The following is a 15,583-nucleotide window of genomic DNA, read 5'->3' on the forward strand; positions in this document are numbered from 1 at the left end:
TGCTTTCATGGTTAAATAGGCAATATTTTTGAACGTGTCTTTATTTGATACCACTTCGTTTAATGAAGGCATCAGATGTTTATAAAATATGTATGCGCAAAAAACGCACGTTATGATTATAACGGTTACATTAAGTGTTTTCAATTTTTTTGCCTTATAATTCAAATTTGAAACAGTTGAACTTGCAATTTTACTTCAAATCAAGTAAAGTAAACCTGTGTGCATTGCACACCACCTGTCACTTGGTTTGGCGAGTCACCAACGCTTTACTCAGTCGCAGGGAGAATAAAAATGTGAGGTGAAAAACATGGCAATTTCAAAAGAACGTAAAAACGAAATCATGACAAAATTTGCACGCCACGAAGGCGACACTGGTTCTCCAGAAGTGCAAATCGCTGTGTTGACTGAAGAGATCAACCACTTGAATGAACACGCACGCGTCCACAAAAAAGACCACCATTCTTACCGTGGTTTGATGAAAAAAGTTGGTCATCGTCGTAACTTGTTAGCTTACTTACGTAAAACTGACGTACAACGTTACCGCGAATTGATCCAAGCTTTAGGATTGCGTCGTTAGTCGTTATCGTCTTAAAAGTGAGGTTCAGCTTGAATCTCACTTTTTTGCTATGAAAAATTAAACAAATGCTGGGGTAGTGGTAAGGCTAACTACTAACCAAATGAAAGTTTTGAACCTCATTTCAAATTTTTCATTTGTTTAGTAGCGGCCCACTATCTACAGGAGATAGGAGAATTTATGACAAAGCAAGTATTTAAAACAACTTGGGGCGGACGCCCATTGCAAGTTGAAGTCGGTCAATTAGCTAAACAAGCCAACGGTGCCGTTTTAGTGCGTTATGGCGATACTGCCGTATTAAGCGCAGCGGTATCTTCAAAAGAAGCCAAGGATACAGATTTTTTCCCCTTAACAATTAACTATGAAGAAAAAATGTATGCAGTTGGTAAAATTCCTGGTGGCTTTATTAAAAGAGAAGGCCGTCCTTCCACTGACGCAACCTTAACAGCTCGTTTAATCGACCGTCCAATTCGCCCAATGTTTGCTGAAGGCTTCCGTAATGAAGTGCAAGTAACCAACATTGTAATGAGCGTAGAACAAGATTGTTCACCTGCTATGGCCGCAATGTTAGGTTCTTCTTTAGCATTGTCCATTTCAGACATTCCTTTTGACGGTCCTATTGCAGGTGTTGAAGTAGGTCGAGTAAATGGTGAGTATGTCTTGAATCCAACCGTGGAACAAGCTGAAAAAACCGATATTGAATTAACTGTAGCTGGAACAAAACAAGCGATTAACATGGTAGAATCTGGTGCCAAAGAAGTCTCAGAAGACGATATGTTAGGCGCTTTACTATTTGGTTTTGACGCAATTAAAGAATTAGTTGCCTTCCAAGAAGAAATTGTTGCTGCTGTCGGTAAAGACAAAATGGAAGTAAAACTTTTACAAGTTGATCCAGAATTAAAACAAGACATCTACGATAGTTACTACAGTGTAATGAAAACAGCTGTTATGACTGAAGAAAAACTAGCCCGTGAAGATGAAATTGAAAAAGTAAAAGAAACAGTCAAAGAAGTTTACGCAGAAAAATTTGCCAATGTTGAAACAGAAGACTTGGTTCAGATTACCAAAGAAATCAAACAAGTGGCGGAAGACTTAGAAAAAGATGTAGTGCGCGAATTAATCACGATTGATAAAATTCGTCCCGATGGTCGTAAATTAGACGAAATTCGTCAACTGTCATCAGAAGTTGGTTTATTACCACGCGTACATGGTTCTGGTTTATTTACTCGGGGCCAAACACAAGCGTTATCCGCTTGTACTTTAGCTCCATTAGGGGAACACCAAATCATTGATGGTTTAGGGGTAGAAGAATCTAAACGCTTCATCCATCATTACAATTTCCCACAATTTTCTGTTGGCTCGACTGGTCGTGCCGGTTCACCAGGACGTCGTGAAATTGGTCACGGTGCTTTAGGCGAGCGTGCCTTAGCTCAAGTAATTCCAAGTGAAACAGATTTTCCTTATACAATTCGTTTAGTAGCGGAAGTTTTAGAGTCGAATGGTTCTTCTTCTCAAGCAAGTATTTGCGCGGGAACTTTGGCGCTAATGGATGCCGGTGTGCCAATTAAAGCGCCTGTGGCTGGGATTGCAATGGGTCTAGTCTCTGATGGTGAAAATTATACTATTTTGACTGATATTCAAGGTTTAGAAGACCACTTAGGCGATATGGACTTTAAAGTCGCTGGGACAAAAGATGGTATCACTGCTTTACAAATGGATATTAAAATTCAGGGGATTACAGAACAAATTTTACGCGAAGCATTAGCCCAAGCGAAAAAAGCTCGTTTTGAAATCTTAGCAGAATTAACGTCAACTCTTGCTGAACCACGCAAAGAATTAAGTCAATATGCACCAAAAATTGAAATGATTCAAATTGATCCTGAAAAAATCAAAGTGGTTATTGGTAAAGGTGGCGACACCATTAACAGTATCATTGAAGAAACTGGCGTTAAAATTGACATCGATCAAGAAGGTAAGGTTTCCATTGCTTCTGCTGATGCCGAAATGATTCAAAAAGCGATTAAGATTATTGAAGAATTAACCAAAGAAGTAAAAGTCGGCGAAGTTTACTTAGGTAAAGTCGTCCGAATCGAAAAATTTGGTGCTTTTGTTAACTTAATCAAAGGTAAAGATGGCTTAGTTCACATATCACAACTTGCAAACGAACGCGTTAACAACGTAGAAGATGTGGTGAAATTAGGAGATGAAGTTTTAGTTAAAGTAACTGAAATCGATCGCCAAGGACGTGTCAACTTATCTCGCAAAGCGCTGCTAAAAGATGACAAAAATGAAGAAACAAAATAAGCAATTTTCCTCGTATCAAAAATGATACGAGGTTTTTTATACATAAAATAGGGATTTGATTTTGACAAAAGAAGGTTATCAGTTTGCTTTGCTTTTTTACAAAAAGGACTGCTGACAAAAAGGGCTAGATTCAAACAATAAGAGGGAAATTTAAGAAAGTAATACTTAAATTTTTCCGAAATTTCGGCTTATTTAAACAAATGTTGCTTTTATAGTGCCGTTTATTAAAAAAGGTATGACAAGATTTTTGTCATACCTTTAGTAGTTATTGTAAATTGTTTTTCGCTTTAATAATTAACATCATCGGGCGACGAAGTTCTTCTTTCATTTCCGGTAGCGCCAGTAGTTCTTTTGCAGGCGTTGGCTCCACTACGTTTAAAAGAGTAAAATCATTCTCTAACAATGTATTGAGATAAGTCGTTAGCGTGCGGTGATACTTGGTGACTTTTTCGCCTAAGAAATTTGTTTTCCTTGGGCCTTCTGTAAAGTAATGGTCAAGAGGATAATGTAAAATATTGCCCTTATCATCGTAATACCAATCCTGGGTTCCTTCTGCGGTAAAAGCGGGATGTTCCACGGAAAAAACGAGAACTCCCTCAGGTTTTAAATAGTTTTTAATATTTAAAATTAACTGATTGAAATCTGCCACATAATGAATAGCTAACGAGCTGAGCACAATATCAAAGGTTTTTGCAGGAAAATTCACCGTGGCAATATCTGCTTGCAAATAGTTTACAGGATAACCTTCTGTTTTTTCTTTCGCTACAGCCAGCATTTTTTCAGATAAATCAACACCTGTTATGGATTTTGCTCCATGTTCTGCTGCATAAAGACAATGCCACCCGTAACCACAGCCGAGATCTAAAACTGTTTTACCAGTAAAGTCAGGCAATAATTTTTGGAGTGTATGCCATTCACCAGCACCAGCTAAACCTTTTTGACTCCGTGCCATTTGACTGTATTTGTTAAAAAAATTTTCATCATCGTAAATATTATTCACTTTTCTTTCCTCCGTGTTTTTTTATGAAATGTAATAAAGATCTGTTCTCTTTAGCAATCATTGCGTTTTTTTCTTGGGAATGTTCTTCTTGTGGATCACAGTGCCGCTTCCCACAGTAGTTGGATAGGTTTGTTGGAGTTCTATTGCTTAATAAAAAGCATCGTTACGGTAAGATTTCTTTAATTGGATAAATAAGAAACTAGCGATAAGTAATGTTAAACCTTCGCTTAAAGGTAAACTTGCCCATACGCCGGCCAGTCCAAAAGTTTTTCCCAGTAAAATTACAAAAGGTAAAATTAGCAGATAACCCCGCAATAAAGCGATAATAAAAGATTGTTTTGCATAACCTACAGCGGCAAAGAAAATACTAAAAATAATATTGAAGCAGGCACCAAAAAGTGCGACAAAGTAAATAGGCAACCCGGTCGTTGCAAGTTTTGCTAAGGCGGTACTATGTTCACTGTTAAATAATCCAATAATTGGAGCTTTGAAAATTGTCACAATAAGATAAAGCACCAAAGCCAATGCAAAACTAACTTTGAAGCCGTAATGAACATAATAAAAAACTTTATTGCTTTCTTTTTTCGATGCCGCTTGTGATATTAACGGTTGTACACCTTGGGCAACACCTGTAAATAAGGCTAGACCGACTAATAAAATATTTGCCAAAACGCCATAAGCTGCAACGGCGATATCGCCACTTAGAAAAAGTAAAACTTGATTGAAGACTAGAATACTAATTCCCGTACTCATTTCGGTCAAAAAAGATGCTAAGCCTAATTGGATGCTGCGGCTAATTGTTTTAAATTGAGGTGCAGTAAATTGCCAAGTTAAACGGCGATTATTTTTTTTACGATGGGTACTTAAAATTAGTAAACTTAAAACAGGCGATAATACAGTAGCCAGTGCAGCTCCCGCCATCCCCATTTTCATAGGAAAAACGAAAATATAATCAAAAACAATATTAAAAAGACTAGAAAAAAGCATCGCTTTCATCGCAAGCTGGGGATTGTTGTCATTGCGAATAAAAGCCAAGACGAAGTTGTTACAAATGAAAAAAGGAGCCATCACTAAAATAAACCGCAAGTAAGTAGTTGTTAAATTTAGTGTGGCAGCACTTGCCCCTAATAAAGCAGCTAAAGGAGCAGCAGCGGTTAAACCCACTAAGGTAAAGAATAATCCTAATCCAATAGCAGTTAGGAGTAATTCGGAAAAGTAACTGGTGCCTCCTTTTAAAACAAATAGTGTAGCGCCTCCCATCCCTAAAAGTAAACCCAAAGCATTCAAAAGATTAAAAAGAGGTAATGCAATATTTAATGCCGCTAGACCTAAAGTACCGACACCATTTGCAATAAAAAAAGTGTCCGCTAAAATATATAAGGATAAACCAAAGGTGCTTAAAACACTACGCGCTACGTATCCTCTAATTTCTTTCATAAAAAATCCTCCAAAAAAGAGTAGTACGTTATCCTCCTAGGGCCTATGGGATAAAGTGCTACTCTCAACATTTTTTGTTGGCAAAACCCGGCGATTTTGCATGTATATGAATAAACTTATTCTAACAACTCGTCTATTTTTTGGCAATCATAATGAGCAAAGGTTCATTTTGTTTCTTTCAAATTAGGTTGAACTACAAGAAAAATATGGAAAAAATTACCCTCTAATTTTTGTAACGTTAAAAGAAGAGGAGGCGGGAAAATGGTGTATCAATGCTTATTGGAACGGGATGAAAAGACAATTTGGCGTATCTATTCGTTAGGACGCAGGGGAGAGGTTGTGTCCTACGAAAAGTTACAAAGTGAATTTCATTTTACGGCTAAAAAAATTCAGCGCTTATGTGAATGGTGGTCAGAAATTGAAAGAAAGAAGAAAATCGGAATTGATTTTATTCCAATTAAAAGAGGCGTACAGTTACAAGTAACCCCGCAGTTTTGTGAAAGAGCCTTTTGGTATCAATTGCTATCAGAGAGTTTAACCTTTCAATTATTGTGGCAAAAATTAACGGATCCCTTAGCGACGATTACCCAGCTATCGCAACAACATTATGTAGCGCGTAAAACGATTTGGCGGCGTTTAGAAGGATTAAAACCACTATGGCAAAATTTCAATTTGCGGTTAGATGATAATTTTCAAAACTGTATAATGGGTTTGGAAAGTCAGAAACGCTATTTGATTTTACAGTTAAAAAAGATGCAAATGGTTGCCATGCACAATGGAACTGACGAACTCTTATCTTTCATGGGTGCTATCAGTCAAAGGCGAGCTGACTTTGGTTTTAAAATAAGCATAATGGAGACAAAAATTTTACATAGTCGTGCGCCCCAAATTCCCTATCACTTAGATGAACGCGGTTGGCAATTTTTAATCCAACAGTTATTCGGCATGGAGATTTGGCTACCAAAAAATTATGAAAAACTAGTGATGGAGATTGAAAATGAGCTTTCGGCAGTTTCTTTGATTACAATCCAAGATATTTATCGTTATCATTTATGTTTACAGCTTTTTTGCGGCGATAGTCTAGAGGAGTTTTTTTTGCCCCAAATGCCTTTACCTGAGGCGATTGTATTAGAAAAATTAAGTCAAGAATATGTGGATAAGTATGCACGTTTTAGCCGGAAGCATATTCATATTGTTAATGGATATGATTACTTATTGAGAAAGAAAAATTCTTCTTTACAAATTGTTTAAGCCTACTATTTTTATTGCATATAATTATAATATTTTTATAAATAATGATAAAATATAAATGATAAATGACGAAAGTAGGTGGCAAAATGCTGGAATTATTTTGGTCTTTAATTGTTGGGAGCATCTTAGGTTTACTCGCAGGCATGATTATCGGAAATGACATTCGCAGTGGTTTTTTCGGATATATACTCATTGGTTTTTTAGGTAGCTGGGTAGGTAGAATTTTGTTAGGTCCCACGGGTCCAAAAATCGGCGGCTTTTATGTCATTCCAGCTTTAGTTGGCTCCTTAATGTGTTTGAGCATCTGTTCGTATCTTTTACAAAAAATTCGTCAATTTGATTTTTATTAATAACAATCCTAACCCACGCCTTGCGCGTGGTATTTTTGTTGTAAAGGGAGTATATGATTTTCATAAGGAAAAAATTCGCTATGCTAAGTTTGTTGATAGTTAGCTGCACCAACATCCTCTTAGCATCATAAAGTCACAATTATAAGAAGTTTGAGGAGTAATTTCGTATAATTTTCCTTAATGTAACAGGAGCCCATTTAGCTTTTTTTCATTTTAAAAAAGTATAACGGTGAATTGTAAACGTTTTACAGATGTGTATGTTAAAATAAATAGAGCAATTATTTTTTATAACAGTCTTTAAAATAACCAATTTTTTGTAAAATTTTATCAAGGAGGTATTTGATGGGATTTTGGAACCGTTTATTTGGCAAAGGTAAAACTAAAGAAAATGGCATACAAACAACGTCTTCAAAAAAAACAGCCACCGAAGTAACTGTCATACAAAAAGAACAATGGGAAGAACTTCCTTTTTACATTTCCAATGATGATGGCAATAACGCGCTAGTAAGTATGGTTGCGACGAGTATTGCTGCCAATAATCAACCAGAAAGTTCTTTTATAGTGAAGAAAATTATGAAAAAAAATCAAGAAGCAGAACTAGTTGCAGTTATTGCCGCGAGTATTGCGGCAGAAATGAAGCCAGAATCAGAATTTGTCGTTAAAAAAATTTACCAAAGAAAATAGCATGGAGGGATTATATGTTACGGAAGTTCAAAATTTCAATTGATGGTAAAGAATATTTAGTCGAAATGGAAGAAATTGGGAATTCACCATCCCAATCAACGCCAGTGGCTCCTGCTGCTGTTGCAGCACCATCCCAACCGACACCAGCGGTACCTGAGCTAGCTCCGCAAGATCCACCAAAGTCAGAATCTGCGCCGCAACCAAATCAGGTGAAGACATCTGTGGATAGTGAAACGCTCACTGCACCAATGCCTGGCACCATTTTAAAATTGTTAGTCAATCCGGGAGAATCGGTGATTGCCAATCAGCCCGTGATGATTTTAGAAGCTATGAAGATGGAAAATGAGATTGTGGCACCAAAAGATGGTACAGTTGCTGAGATTTTTGTGCAAGTAGGGGCAATTGTAAATGCTGGTGATCCCCTGATTGCCTTTAACTAACCAGTAGTCAGGAGGGGATTGAATGTCAAAAATCAAATTTATGGAAACCGTATTGCGGGATGGGCAGCAAAGCCTGATTGCAACACGGATGCCTACTAGCGATATGTTGCCAATTTTAAAAACGATGGATGAAGCCGGCTATTACGCTTTAGAAATGTGGGGCGGTGCTACGTTTGATGCTTGTTTGCGCTTTTTAAACGAGGATCCATGGGAAAGGTTACGCGCGATTCGCAAAGAAATTAAAGATACGAAACTACAAATGCTATTGCGGGGACAAAATTTATTAGGGTATAAAAACTATGCCGATGATGTGGTAGCAGAATTTGTCAAAAAATCTGTGGAAAATGGTATTGATATTGTTCGTATTTTTGATGCCTTAAATGATACTCGCAATTTGCGCACTTCAGTAGAAGCATGTAAAAAAGCAGGGGGACATTGTCAAACCGCAATTTCTTATACTACTAGTGATTTTCACACTGTTGATTATTTTGTCAATTTGGCAAAAGAGATGGCAGAACTTGGTGCTGATTCCATTTGTATTAAAGATATGGCTGGTGTGCTTGTGCCTCAAACAGGTTTTGAACTGGTTAGCCGGATTAAAGAAGCCGTTGATTTACCTGTTGATGTTCATGTTCATGCTACTAGCGGCATTGCAGAAATGACTTATTTAAAAGTTGCTGAGGCTGGTGCCGATATTATTGATACAGCTATTTCATCTTTTGCAGGTGGTACGAGCCAACCTGCGACAGAATCAGTAGCAATTGCGTTAACAGGACTTGGATATGAAACAGGACTGGATCAATTAAAACTAGAAAAAATTGCGGATCATTTTAATCCGGTTCGTGATCGTTTTAGAAATGAAGGGAAATTGAATCCTAAAGTAAAAGATGTCGAGCCCAAAACGTTGCTGTATAAAGTTCCAGGAGGAATGTTATCAAATCTCTTAAGTCAGCTAAATGAACAAGGGCTCTCAGATAAATATGAGGAAGTATTAGCTGAAGTACCAAAAGTACGCGCTGACTTAGGATATCCGCCACTTGTCACACCATTGTCGCAAATGGTAGGGACACAGGCTTTAATGAATGTGATTAGTGGCCAGCGTTACAAGCTTGTTCCCAATGAGATTAAAGATTATGTGAAAGGCCTATATGGCAAACCACCAGTAGCAATTGATGAAAAAATTAAAGAGAAGATTATCGGCGATGAAAAAGTAATTACGGTGCGTCCAGCTGACTTACTGGCCCCACAACTGCCCGGCTTTGAAGCTCAAATACAAAAATATGCACAGTCGATGGAGGATGTATTGAGTTATGCTGTGTTCCCACAACAGGCTAAAGATTTCTTAGGGCGCCGCGAAGATCCGTTTTATGATGTACCGATTCAAAAAATTTCAGTGAAGTTAGAAATTTAAGAAGCAAATAAAGGGATAAAGATCAGACAGTACCATTAATGCTGTTTGATCTTTTTTTCGAGTTTAAAAAAATTTCAAATGGGGTAGTTTAATTTAGTGACAGAAAAAAGATGCCCCAAAAGGCATCTCTTAATCAAAAACTGGATGATTTTTTAAGACAAATAACTTGCCACTTTGGTTGTAATCAAGTCAACAGCGACATGATTTTCGCCACCTTCTGGCACAATAATATCAGCATAGCGTTTTGTAGGTTCGATAAATTGATGATACATTGGTTTTACCACTGATAAATATTGTTCAATCACAGAATCAAGGGTACGACCACGTTCTTCCATATCACGTTTAATACGACGAATAATCCGAATATCATCATCGGTATCAACATAGATTTTAATATCCATTAAATCCCGCAGGCGTTCATCTTCTAAAATTAAAATTCCTTCTAAAATAATAACTTCCTTTGGTTCTTGTACCAGAGTAACTTTGCTGCGTGTATGGGCGACATAATCATAAACTGGTTTTTCGATTGCTTCATAGCACATTAACTTTTTGATATGTTCGATTAAAAGATCGGTATCAAAAGCAAAAGGATGATCGTAATTGGTATTCAAACGTTCCTCAAAGCTTAAATTGCTTTGGTCTTTGTAATAAGAATCTTGTTCCAGCATCATGATGGAGTGATCAGGAAAATTATTGAAAATTGCCCGACTAACACTCGTTTTTCCACTACCAGAGCCACCAGTCACACCAATAATGATGGGCTTGTTCTTTGTCATGAGAAAACCTCTTTCGTTTTTTGTACTAGGTCTATTATATAGATTTTTTCAGAAAATGCTATGCTTTTTCGGTAAATGCAGTACCTAAAATAGGGTAGAGTTGTTCTAACACTTTTACTTCATAAGTTGGTTTGACATCTGGTAGGAGTTGTTTGGCTTTGGGATTGAGCCAGACACTATCTAAACCAGCATTATTAGCTCCTTTAATATCAGAGGTAAGAGAGTCACCAATAACTAAAGCTTTTTGAGCAACAAAATGAGGAATGCGATTAACTACGTAATCAAAATATTCCGGCATTGGTTTTTGGTAGCCAGTATCTTCAGAAACAAAAATGTCTTTAAAATATGGAAGCAACTGGGCATCTTCTAAACGTTTGTATTGCGTTTCAGAGACGCCGTTAGTCACGATATACAAATCCGCTTTATTGGCTAAATCTGCAATAATAGCGTGGCTATTTCCTAATAGTTGATGGCCTTGTGTTAAATAGTGACGATATTGCTGGTCAAGTTTTGGTCCGTCAACGATTTTACCCAAAGCGGCAAATAATTTTTGGAACCGGCCATTGGTTACTTCTGAACGTGTTAATTTACCTTGTTCATAATCTCGCCATAATTGGTGATTCATGGTTTTATATTGTTTTTGAATTTCAGGCGTCAGTGTCATATTCATATGAGTGAAAAGTTTTTGTAACGCTTGGTCTTCGGCAGCTTTAAAGTCTAATAAAGTGTCATCTAAATCAAACAGCAGGGTAGAATAATTCATTTTTTTAACTTCTTTCTATCTAAAATATGGTTTTAGTAATGCTAATTGAGTTTGTGTTAATTTTTGATAATTTCCCGGTTGCGAATTTTCAGGTAACCTTAAAGGACCCATTGCAATTCTACGCAGTGCAATCACCTTTTTGCCACAGGCCAAAAACATCTTTTTCACTTGATGAAATTTACCTTCCCAGATAGTAAGGCGAACCAAACTATGTCCGACTTGTTCATCAAGCAATAGAATTTCTAAGATAGCAGGCTGACAATGAGTGCCGTCTAAAAAGATGATTCCCTCTTGAAATTTGGCAATATCTTCTGCTGTGACGATTTCATTGATCCACGCTTCGTATACTTTGGCCACTTTTTTGACGGGATGCAGTAAATCATAACCCAACTGGCCATTACTAGTTAAAAGTAAAAACCCCGACGTATCGCGATCTAAGCGGCCGACAGCATATAAATTAGGCTGATTATCTTTTAAAGCGAGGCAATCAAATACAGTTTGGTACTTCAAATCAGAGTTGGCAGTCACTGCACCAATTGGTTTATCCAATAAATAATAGACTTCATTGGTGAAAAGTTCTATCCCAGCAGCAGAAATGTGGTGAATATTACTGTCTACATTTCGATTTTGTTGATTTTCTTTTATGCCATCGACAGTCACTTGCCCTTTTGAGAAAAGGCGTTTCATCTCTTTGCGGCTCGTGTGTAACGTCTCTTCAATTAATTTGTCTAAACGCATAATTACTCCTTTATTCCATAGCAAAGTCTTGTCCATTATAGCGAAAAATAGACAATTTCACAGCAAAACAGCACTTTCCTTGACTTAAATTTAAATAAGGCCTAAGGTTAAATAGTAAAGTAAATAAAGTTTCTCATACACACAGCGTTACGACCTGGTGGAGAAAGTTTTAACCGACTTTGACAGGACAGTTGTGCATACGACTGTCCTTTTGCGTATTTTTATACGTACCACACTGATGTGCTGAGTAACAAATTTGCTTTTAAAGATTACCGCATGTGCGGCCAAAATTTAGGAGGAATTTAGTTATGGCAGTAAAATTAAATGTAGAAAAAAGAGCAATCCGTCCCCGTTCCCTACGCAACAAATTGCGTCACGAAGGAAAAGTACCGGCAGTTGTAAATGGTTATCAAATTGAAAGTACACCCGTGGCAGTTGATGCGGCCGCTCTTGAAAAAATTTACCGTGAACATGGTGCGAATGCCGTTATCGTATTAAGCATCGATGGTAAAAACGTGAATACATTAGTCCGTGGCACACAATCAGATACTTTTACTAAAAAATTAACCCACGTTGAATTCTTGTCAGTAAATATGACAGAAGAAACTGAAGTGGAAGCTGAAGTATTACTTGTCGGCGAAGCTGCAGGTGTCAAAGCTGGTGGCGTATTGACACAAACATTGTACAACGTGCTTGTTTCCGCAACACCAGACAAATTACCAGAACGTATTGAAGTGGATGTTACTGACCTTGAAATTGGTGATACCTTAACAGTGGCTGATTTACCAAAAGATGCTGATTTCACCATTGTAACAGATGCTGAAGAACAAATCGTTGCCGTTAACGAAGCGCAAGCAGAAGAAGCGGAAGAAACAACAGACGAACCAGCTGAACCAGCTGACGTGGAGTAATTTTTAGTTAAAGCGCCGCTTGATGCGGCGCTTTTTTTAGTTAAAAGGATGATAGATTTCTAAAGCCCACTTACTAAGATTGTTTGGATTTAGTTTCACGAATACTCTACGACAATAAGCTAAAATTCCATCTTATTGCTTGAGAGCTGAGCGATTTTGTTTTTCATAGAATTATTATTTATTTTTTTAGGTACAGCATTTTTACATAGAATGTCCAAGTGTATCTCCAATTTCATTTTTCATTATAGGGTGCCAAGTTGTTTTTGAGTATTTTATCCGAGCTATTCGGCAAAGTCATGTTTAGTTTTGGGGCGTTTTGTCTCGTTGCATCACTTACTGCATAGGAAGAAATTTTAGTGCTATGCCAATTTAAAAAAGCTTTTACAATTTCTTTTTATAAGTGCAATTTTTTTGCATTCTTACTTATTTAAAGTATGATAGGTATAGAATCATTAACTGGTGTTTATCCTACCAAAAAAATGGCCAAAGCTATTTAAAGAGAGATAAGCGTAGTGAACACAGCCTTAGGAGGTTTTGAATTTGTTTGAAGTATTTGATAAAAAACGCAGCCGCTTTGCTTCTGTTGGTGTCGTTTCCAGTATGCCAGGAGAATTAATTGACAGCATTTGGTTCATTATCGACCTTGATTTAAAAGGGGTAGTACCTTTGAATAATTTAATCGCATTTGAATTACTAAATCATGATGGAAAAGTAACCATGCACTTCTCGCAAGAAAACAGCGAAGTTGAGATGGACATTGATTTACCTTTCCCATTTTCTTATGAGTTGCCACAAGAAGTTTATGCTTACGATGATGGCAAACAACAAACTATCTTATTACCAAGTGAAACGAAATATTGATATGTGAATTCTGTTTATTTAACTCTCATTTAGTCAAATGAGAGTTTTTTTTGAATTCAAAGGAAGTATATGATATTCCCTAAGTATGTGACCCTTATACTAAGGAATTAATAGTTAGATTTCCAAACGAGTTCGTGAAGCTTTTCAGGTGTAAATTTCAACTCATTAACTTTACCGTAGCGTTTGCATGGTACAAATTTATTCAGATAATTTTTTTAGAAGTAAGAAAAGATTGACAAGAGCAGATTTTACAGTTAGAGTAATGGACATGCGATGAGTCGATAAGACCAACTTGTTTGGTCGAGTCAAACAGCAACACCAGAAGGAGACTTCACTGCCGGATTTGCAGGGTGTTGGAAGTAGGTAGTGGACGACCGAACTTCTGCCAATTTTGGTACTGGTAAAGAACAGCTTTGAGGGTTTTTCCTTTAAAGCTGTTCTTTTTTTGTTTTAAAGAAGAGGAGATTTTTGTAAATTCACTTTCTTTCTGTTAAATTTTAATTACAGTTGTAAAGAGTCGACGGGTGTATCACAAGGGTTGGCTTTTTTATTTTTAAATATTTTATAGTGTCATTATAAAAATGAATAGCCCTTTTACTAACGGGAAGATTTGGCATGGCATATTTATTTATGAAGAAAATGCGCAATTGTGTTTTGAAATCTTGTGTAAAGTGTTGTGGAAATCTGAGTTGAAATTAGAGGTTTAGAAAGGAGCTATTATGACAATTTCATATGGTATTGTTAGTACAGCATCAATCGTTCCGCGTTTTGTAGCGGGAATTCGTGCTAGTAAAGAAGGAAGCGTGGCCGCTATTGCTTCGCGGGAATTAGCTAAAGCACAAAAAGTTGCGACTGAACTTCATATTCCCAAAGCTTATGGCAGTTATGCCGAGATGTTTGCCGATCCTGCAATTGATATCATTTATATTGCGACTTACAATAAAGGCCACTTTGAAACCGCCAAACAAGCTTTAGAAGCTGGCAAACCAGTTTTATTGGAAAAACCATTTACCTTGTCTGCAGCTGATGCAAAAGAATTATTTACATTAGCCAAAGAAAAACAGCTCTTTTTGATGGAAGCGCAAAAAGCTGTTTTCTTACCGATTACTTTAGCAGTGAAAAAAGCAATTGCAACTGGGAAAATTGGTGAAGTTAAGTTGATGCGTTCTCTTACGTCTTACCCTAATATTGGACACGTCAAATGGTTTCCAAGCCTTGAGGCAGGTGGAGGGACCTTACATGGATCTGGTAGCTATCCACTTCATTATATGCATTACATTACCGATGAAAATTATCAAAATGTGACAGGAAATGCTGTGATGCCAAAAGGGAGATCTGATCAACAAAGTGATTTGAGCTTGAAATTTGGTGCTACTATTTTGGCTAATATTTTTATAACGACTGAATTCGGCACTGATAACGGTATGACAATTTATGGTACAAAGGGACGAATCGAAATTCCTAATTTTTGGAAAACACAAGTGGCGTCTATTTGCACCAATGAGGGAAGAGAAGACCTACACATTCCTTTTATAAGTGAATTTGCTTTTGAAGTCGATCATGTCAATGAATGCTTAAAACAAGGTTTGTTAACCAGTCCGATTATGACACCAGCATTAACAATTGAAACTGTTGCATTAGTGGAAAATCAATATCAAAAATGGTTAGATGAATAGTAAAAAAACTCCGTAATATGTTAAACAAATGGATTTTTGTTTAACGTATTCGGAGTTTTTTTGTCTGGAAAGGAAATATATGGTTTTCACCAAGAATAAATTCACTAGTTTTTCTTTGATCTAGCTCCATAAACGAACTCTCGACGACAATAAGCTGAAATTTCAAGAAATTTGAAGAACAATTTATTCAAATTCCATCTTATTGCTTGAGAGCTAACCACGTTCATTTCGCTTTTCTTTGATCTAGCTCCATAAACGAACTCTCGACGACAATAAGCTGAAATTTCAAGAAATTTGAAGAACAATTTATTCAAATTCCATCTTATTGCTTGAGAGCTAACCACGTTCATTTCGCTTTTCTTTGATCTAGCTCCATAAACGAACTCTCGACGACAATAAGCTGAAAT

The 15,583-nt window shown here is 36.9% G+C and carries 15 protein-coding genes; 10 read left to right on the top strand and 5 right to left on the bottom strand.

Features of this window, described 5'->3' with window-relative positions; genetic code table 11:
• Window positions 1-307: 307 nt before the first annotated feature.
• Together rpsO and pnp are read left to right on the top strand one after the other, a co-directional pair.
• Entirely contained in the window at window positions 308-577 is a 270-nt protein-coding gene (rpsO, locus tag RK01_RS12730) for a 30S ribosomal protein S15 (RefSeq protein WP_016173693.1), read from the top strand.
• A 177-nt stretch (window positions 578-754) separates the two neighbouring features.
• Window positions 755-2,878, top strand: coding sequence for a polyribonucleotide nucleotidyltransferase (gene pnp / locus RK01_RS12735; RefSeq protein WP_016173694.1), 2,124 nt, complete (start codon window positions 755-757; stop codon window positions 2,876-2,878).
• 265 nt (window positions 2,879-3,143) lie between these two features.
• Here the strand turns inward: pnp and RK01_RS12740 are convergent, their stop codons facing one another.
• A complete protein-coding gene (locus RK01_RS12740) occupies window positions 3,144-3,878 on the bottom strand; it encodes a class I SAM-dependent methyltransferase (protein ID WP_016173695.1) in 735 nt (244 codons plus the stop codon).
• A 147-nt stretch (window positions 3,879-4,025) separates the two neighbouring features.
• Window positions 4,026-5,315, bottom strand: a complete 1,290-nt coding sequence (locus RK01_RS12745) for an MATE family efflux transporter (RefSeq protein ID WP_016173696.1) — start codon at window positions 5,313-5,315, stop codon at window positions 4,026-4,028.
• 261 nt (window positions 5,316-5,576) lie between these two features.
• Between RK01_RS12745 and RK01_RS12750 the strand changes: the two genes are divergently transcribed.
• The 5 genes from RK01_RS12750 (at window position 5,577) to RK01_RS12770 (ending at window position 9,451) form a co-directional block, all read left to right on the top strand.
• The gene (locus tag RK01_RS12750; RefSeq protein ID WP_016173697.1) at window positions 5,577-6,566 is read left to right on the top strand and encodes a helix-turn-helix domain-containing protein; all 990 of its coding nucleotides are present in this window, start codon (window positions 5,577-5,579) and stop codon (window positions 6,564-6,566) included.
• 86 nt (window positions 6,567-6,652) lie between these two features.
• The gene (locus RK01_RS12755; RefSeq protein ID WP_016173698.1) at window positions 6,653-6,916 is read left to right on the top strand and encodes a GlsB/YeaQ/YmgE family stress response membrane protein; all 264 of its coding nucleotides are present in this window, start codon (window positions 6,653-6,655) and stop codon (window positions 6,914-6,916) included.
• A gap of 342 nt (window positions 6,917-7,258) precedes the next feature.
• On the top strand, window positions 7,259-7,600 hold the full coding sequence (locus tag RK01_RS12760; RefSeq protein WP_016173699.1) for a hypothetical protein: 342 nt from the start codon (window positions 7,259-7,261) through the stop codon (window positions 7,598-7,600).
• Window positions 7,601-7,614: 14 nt separating this feature from the next.
• The gene (locus tag RK01_RS12765; RefSeq protein ID WP_016173700.1) at window positions 7,615-8,040 is read left to right on the top strand and encodes an acetyl-CoA carboxylase biotin carboxyl carrier protein subunit; all 426 of its coding nucleotides are present in this window, start codon (window positions 7,615-7,617) and stop codon (window positions 8,038-8,040) included.
• Window positions 8,041-8,062: 22 nt separating this feature from the next.
• Window positions 8,063-9,451, top strand: coding sequence for an oxaloacetate decarboxylase subunit alpha (locus RK01_RS12770; protein WP_016173701.1), 1,389 nt, complete (start codon window positions 8,063-8,065; stop codon window positions 9,449-9,451).
• 152 nt (window positions 9,452-9,603) lie between these two features.
• On the opposite strand, the gene udk is transcribed toward RK01_RS12770, so the two are convergent.
• The 3 genes from udk to RK01_RS12785 are packed head-to-tail and all read right to left on the bottom strand — an operon-like array spanning window position 9,604 to window position 11,728.
• Entirely contained in the window at window positions 9,604-10,227 is a 624-nt protein-coding gene (gene udk / locus RK01_RS12775) for a uridine kinase (RefSeq protein WP_016173702.1), read from the bottom strand.
• Window positions 10,228-10,285: 58 nt separating this feature from the next.
• Window positions 10,286-10,990, bottom strand: a complete 705-nt coding sequence (locus RK01_RS12780) for a YjjG family noncanonical pyrimidine nucleotidase (RefSeq protein ID WP_016173703.1) — start codon at window positions 10,988-10,990, stop codon at window positions 10,286-10,288.
• Between the two features lie 15 nt (window positions 10,991-11,005).
• The gene (locus tag RK01_RS12785) at window positions 11,006-11,728 is read right to left on the bottom strand and encodes a 16S rRNA pseudouridine(516) synthase (protein ID WP_016173704.1); all 723 of its coding nucleotides are present in this window, start codon (window positions 11,726-11,728) and stop codon (window positions 11,006-11,008) included.
• A gap of 308 nt (window positions 11,729-12,036) precedes the next feature.
• Between RK01_RS12785 and RK01_RS12790 the strand changes: the two genes are divergently transcribed.
• From RK01_RS12790 to RK01_RS12800, 3 genes are all read left to right on the top strand, one after another.
• The gene (locus RK01_RS12790; protein WP_016173705.1) at window positions 12,037-12,639 is read left to right on the top strand and encodes a 50S ribosomal protein L25/general stress protein Ctc; all 603 of its coding nucleotides are present in this window, start codon (window positions 12,037-12,039) and stop codon (window positions 12,637-12,639) included.
• Window positions 12,640-13,179: 540 nt separating this feature from the next.
• A complete protein-coding gene (locus tag RK01_RS12795) occupies window positions 13,180-13,500 on the top strand; it encodes a DUF960 domain-containing protein (RefSeq protein ID WP_016173706.1) in 321 nt (106 codons plus the stop codon).
• Between the two features lie 716 nt (window positions 13,501-14,216).
• The gene (locus RK01_RS12800) at window positions 14,217-15,176 is read left to right on the top strand and encodes a Gfo/Idh/MocA family protein (protein ID WP_211212166.1); all 960 of its coding nucleotides are present in this window, start codon (window positions 14,217-14,219) and stop codon (window positions 15,174-15,176) included.
• Window positions 15,177-15,583: the final 407 nt, after the last annotated feature.

Source organism: Enterococcus dispar ATCC 51266 (genome assembly GCF_000406945.1).
In the GTDB taxonomy this organism is placed as follows: domain Bacteria; phylum Bacillota; class Bacilli; order Lactobacillales; family Enterococcaceae; genus Enterococcus_C; species Enterococcus_C dispar.

What these genes read in the sequence shown, in the direction of transcription:
- rpsO (WP_016173693.1), top strand. Translation starts at nt 308, where the DNA reads ATGGCAATTTCAAAAGAACGTAAAAACGAAATCATGACAAAATTTGCA.
- RK01_RS12790 (WP_016173705.1), top strand. Translation starts at nt 12,037, where the DNA reads ATGGCAGTAAAATTAAATGTAGAAAAAAGAGCAATCCGTCCCCGTTCC.
- RK01_RS12755 (WP_016173698.1), top strand. Translation starts at nt 6,653, where the DNA reads ATGCTGGAATTATTTTGGTCTTTAATTGTTGGGAGCATCTTAGGTTTA.
- RK01_RS12745 (WP_016173696.1), bottom strand. Translation starts at nt 5,315, where the DNA reads ATGAAAGAAATTAGAGGATACGTAGCGCGTAGTGTTTTAAGCACCTTT.
- RK01_RS12770 (WP_016173701.1), top strand. Translation starts at nt 8,063, where the DNA reads ATGTCAAAAATCAAATTTATGGAAACCGTATTGCGGGATGGGCAGCAA.
- pnp (WP_016173694.1), top strand. Translation starts at nt 755, where the DNA reads ATGACAAAGCAAGTATTTAAAACAACTTGGGGCGGACGCCCATTGCAA.
- RK01_RS12780 (WP_016173703.1), bottom strand. Translation starts at nt 10,990, where the DNA reads ATGAATTATTCTACCCTGCTGTTTGATTTAGATGACACTTTATTAGAC.
- RK01_RS12765 (WP_016173700.1), top strand. Translation starts at nt 7,615, where the DNA reads ATGTTACGGAAGTTCAAAATTTCAATTGATGGTAAAGAATATTTAGTC.
- RK01_RS12760 (WP_016173699.1), top strand. Translation starts at nt 7,259, where the DNA reads ATGGGATTTTGGAACCGTTTATTTGGCAAAGGTAAAACTAAAGAAAAT.
- udk (WP_016173702.1), bottom strand. Translation starts at nt 10,227, where the DNA reads ATGACAAAGAACAAGCCCATCATTATTGGTGTGACTGGTGGCTCTGGT.
- RK01_RS12785 (WP_016173704.1), bottom strand. Translation starts at nt 11,728, where the DNA reads ATGCGTTTAGACAAATTAATTGAAGAGACGTTACACACGAGCCGCAAA.
- RK01_RS12750 (WP_016173697.1), top strand. Translation starts at nt 5,577, where the DNA reads ATGGTGTATCAATGCTTATTGGAACGGGATGAAAAGACAATTTGGCGT.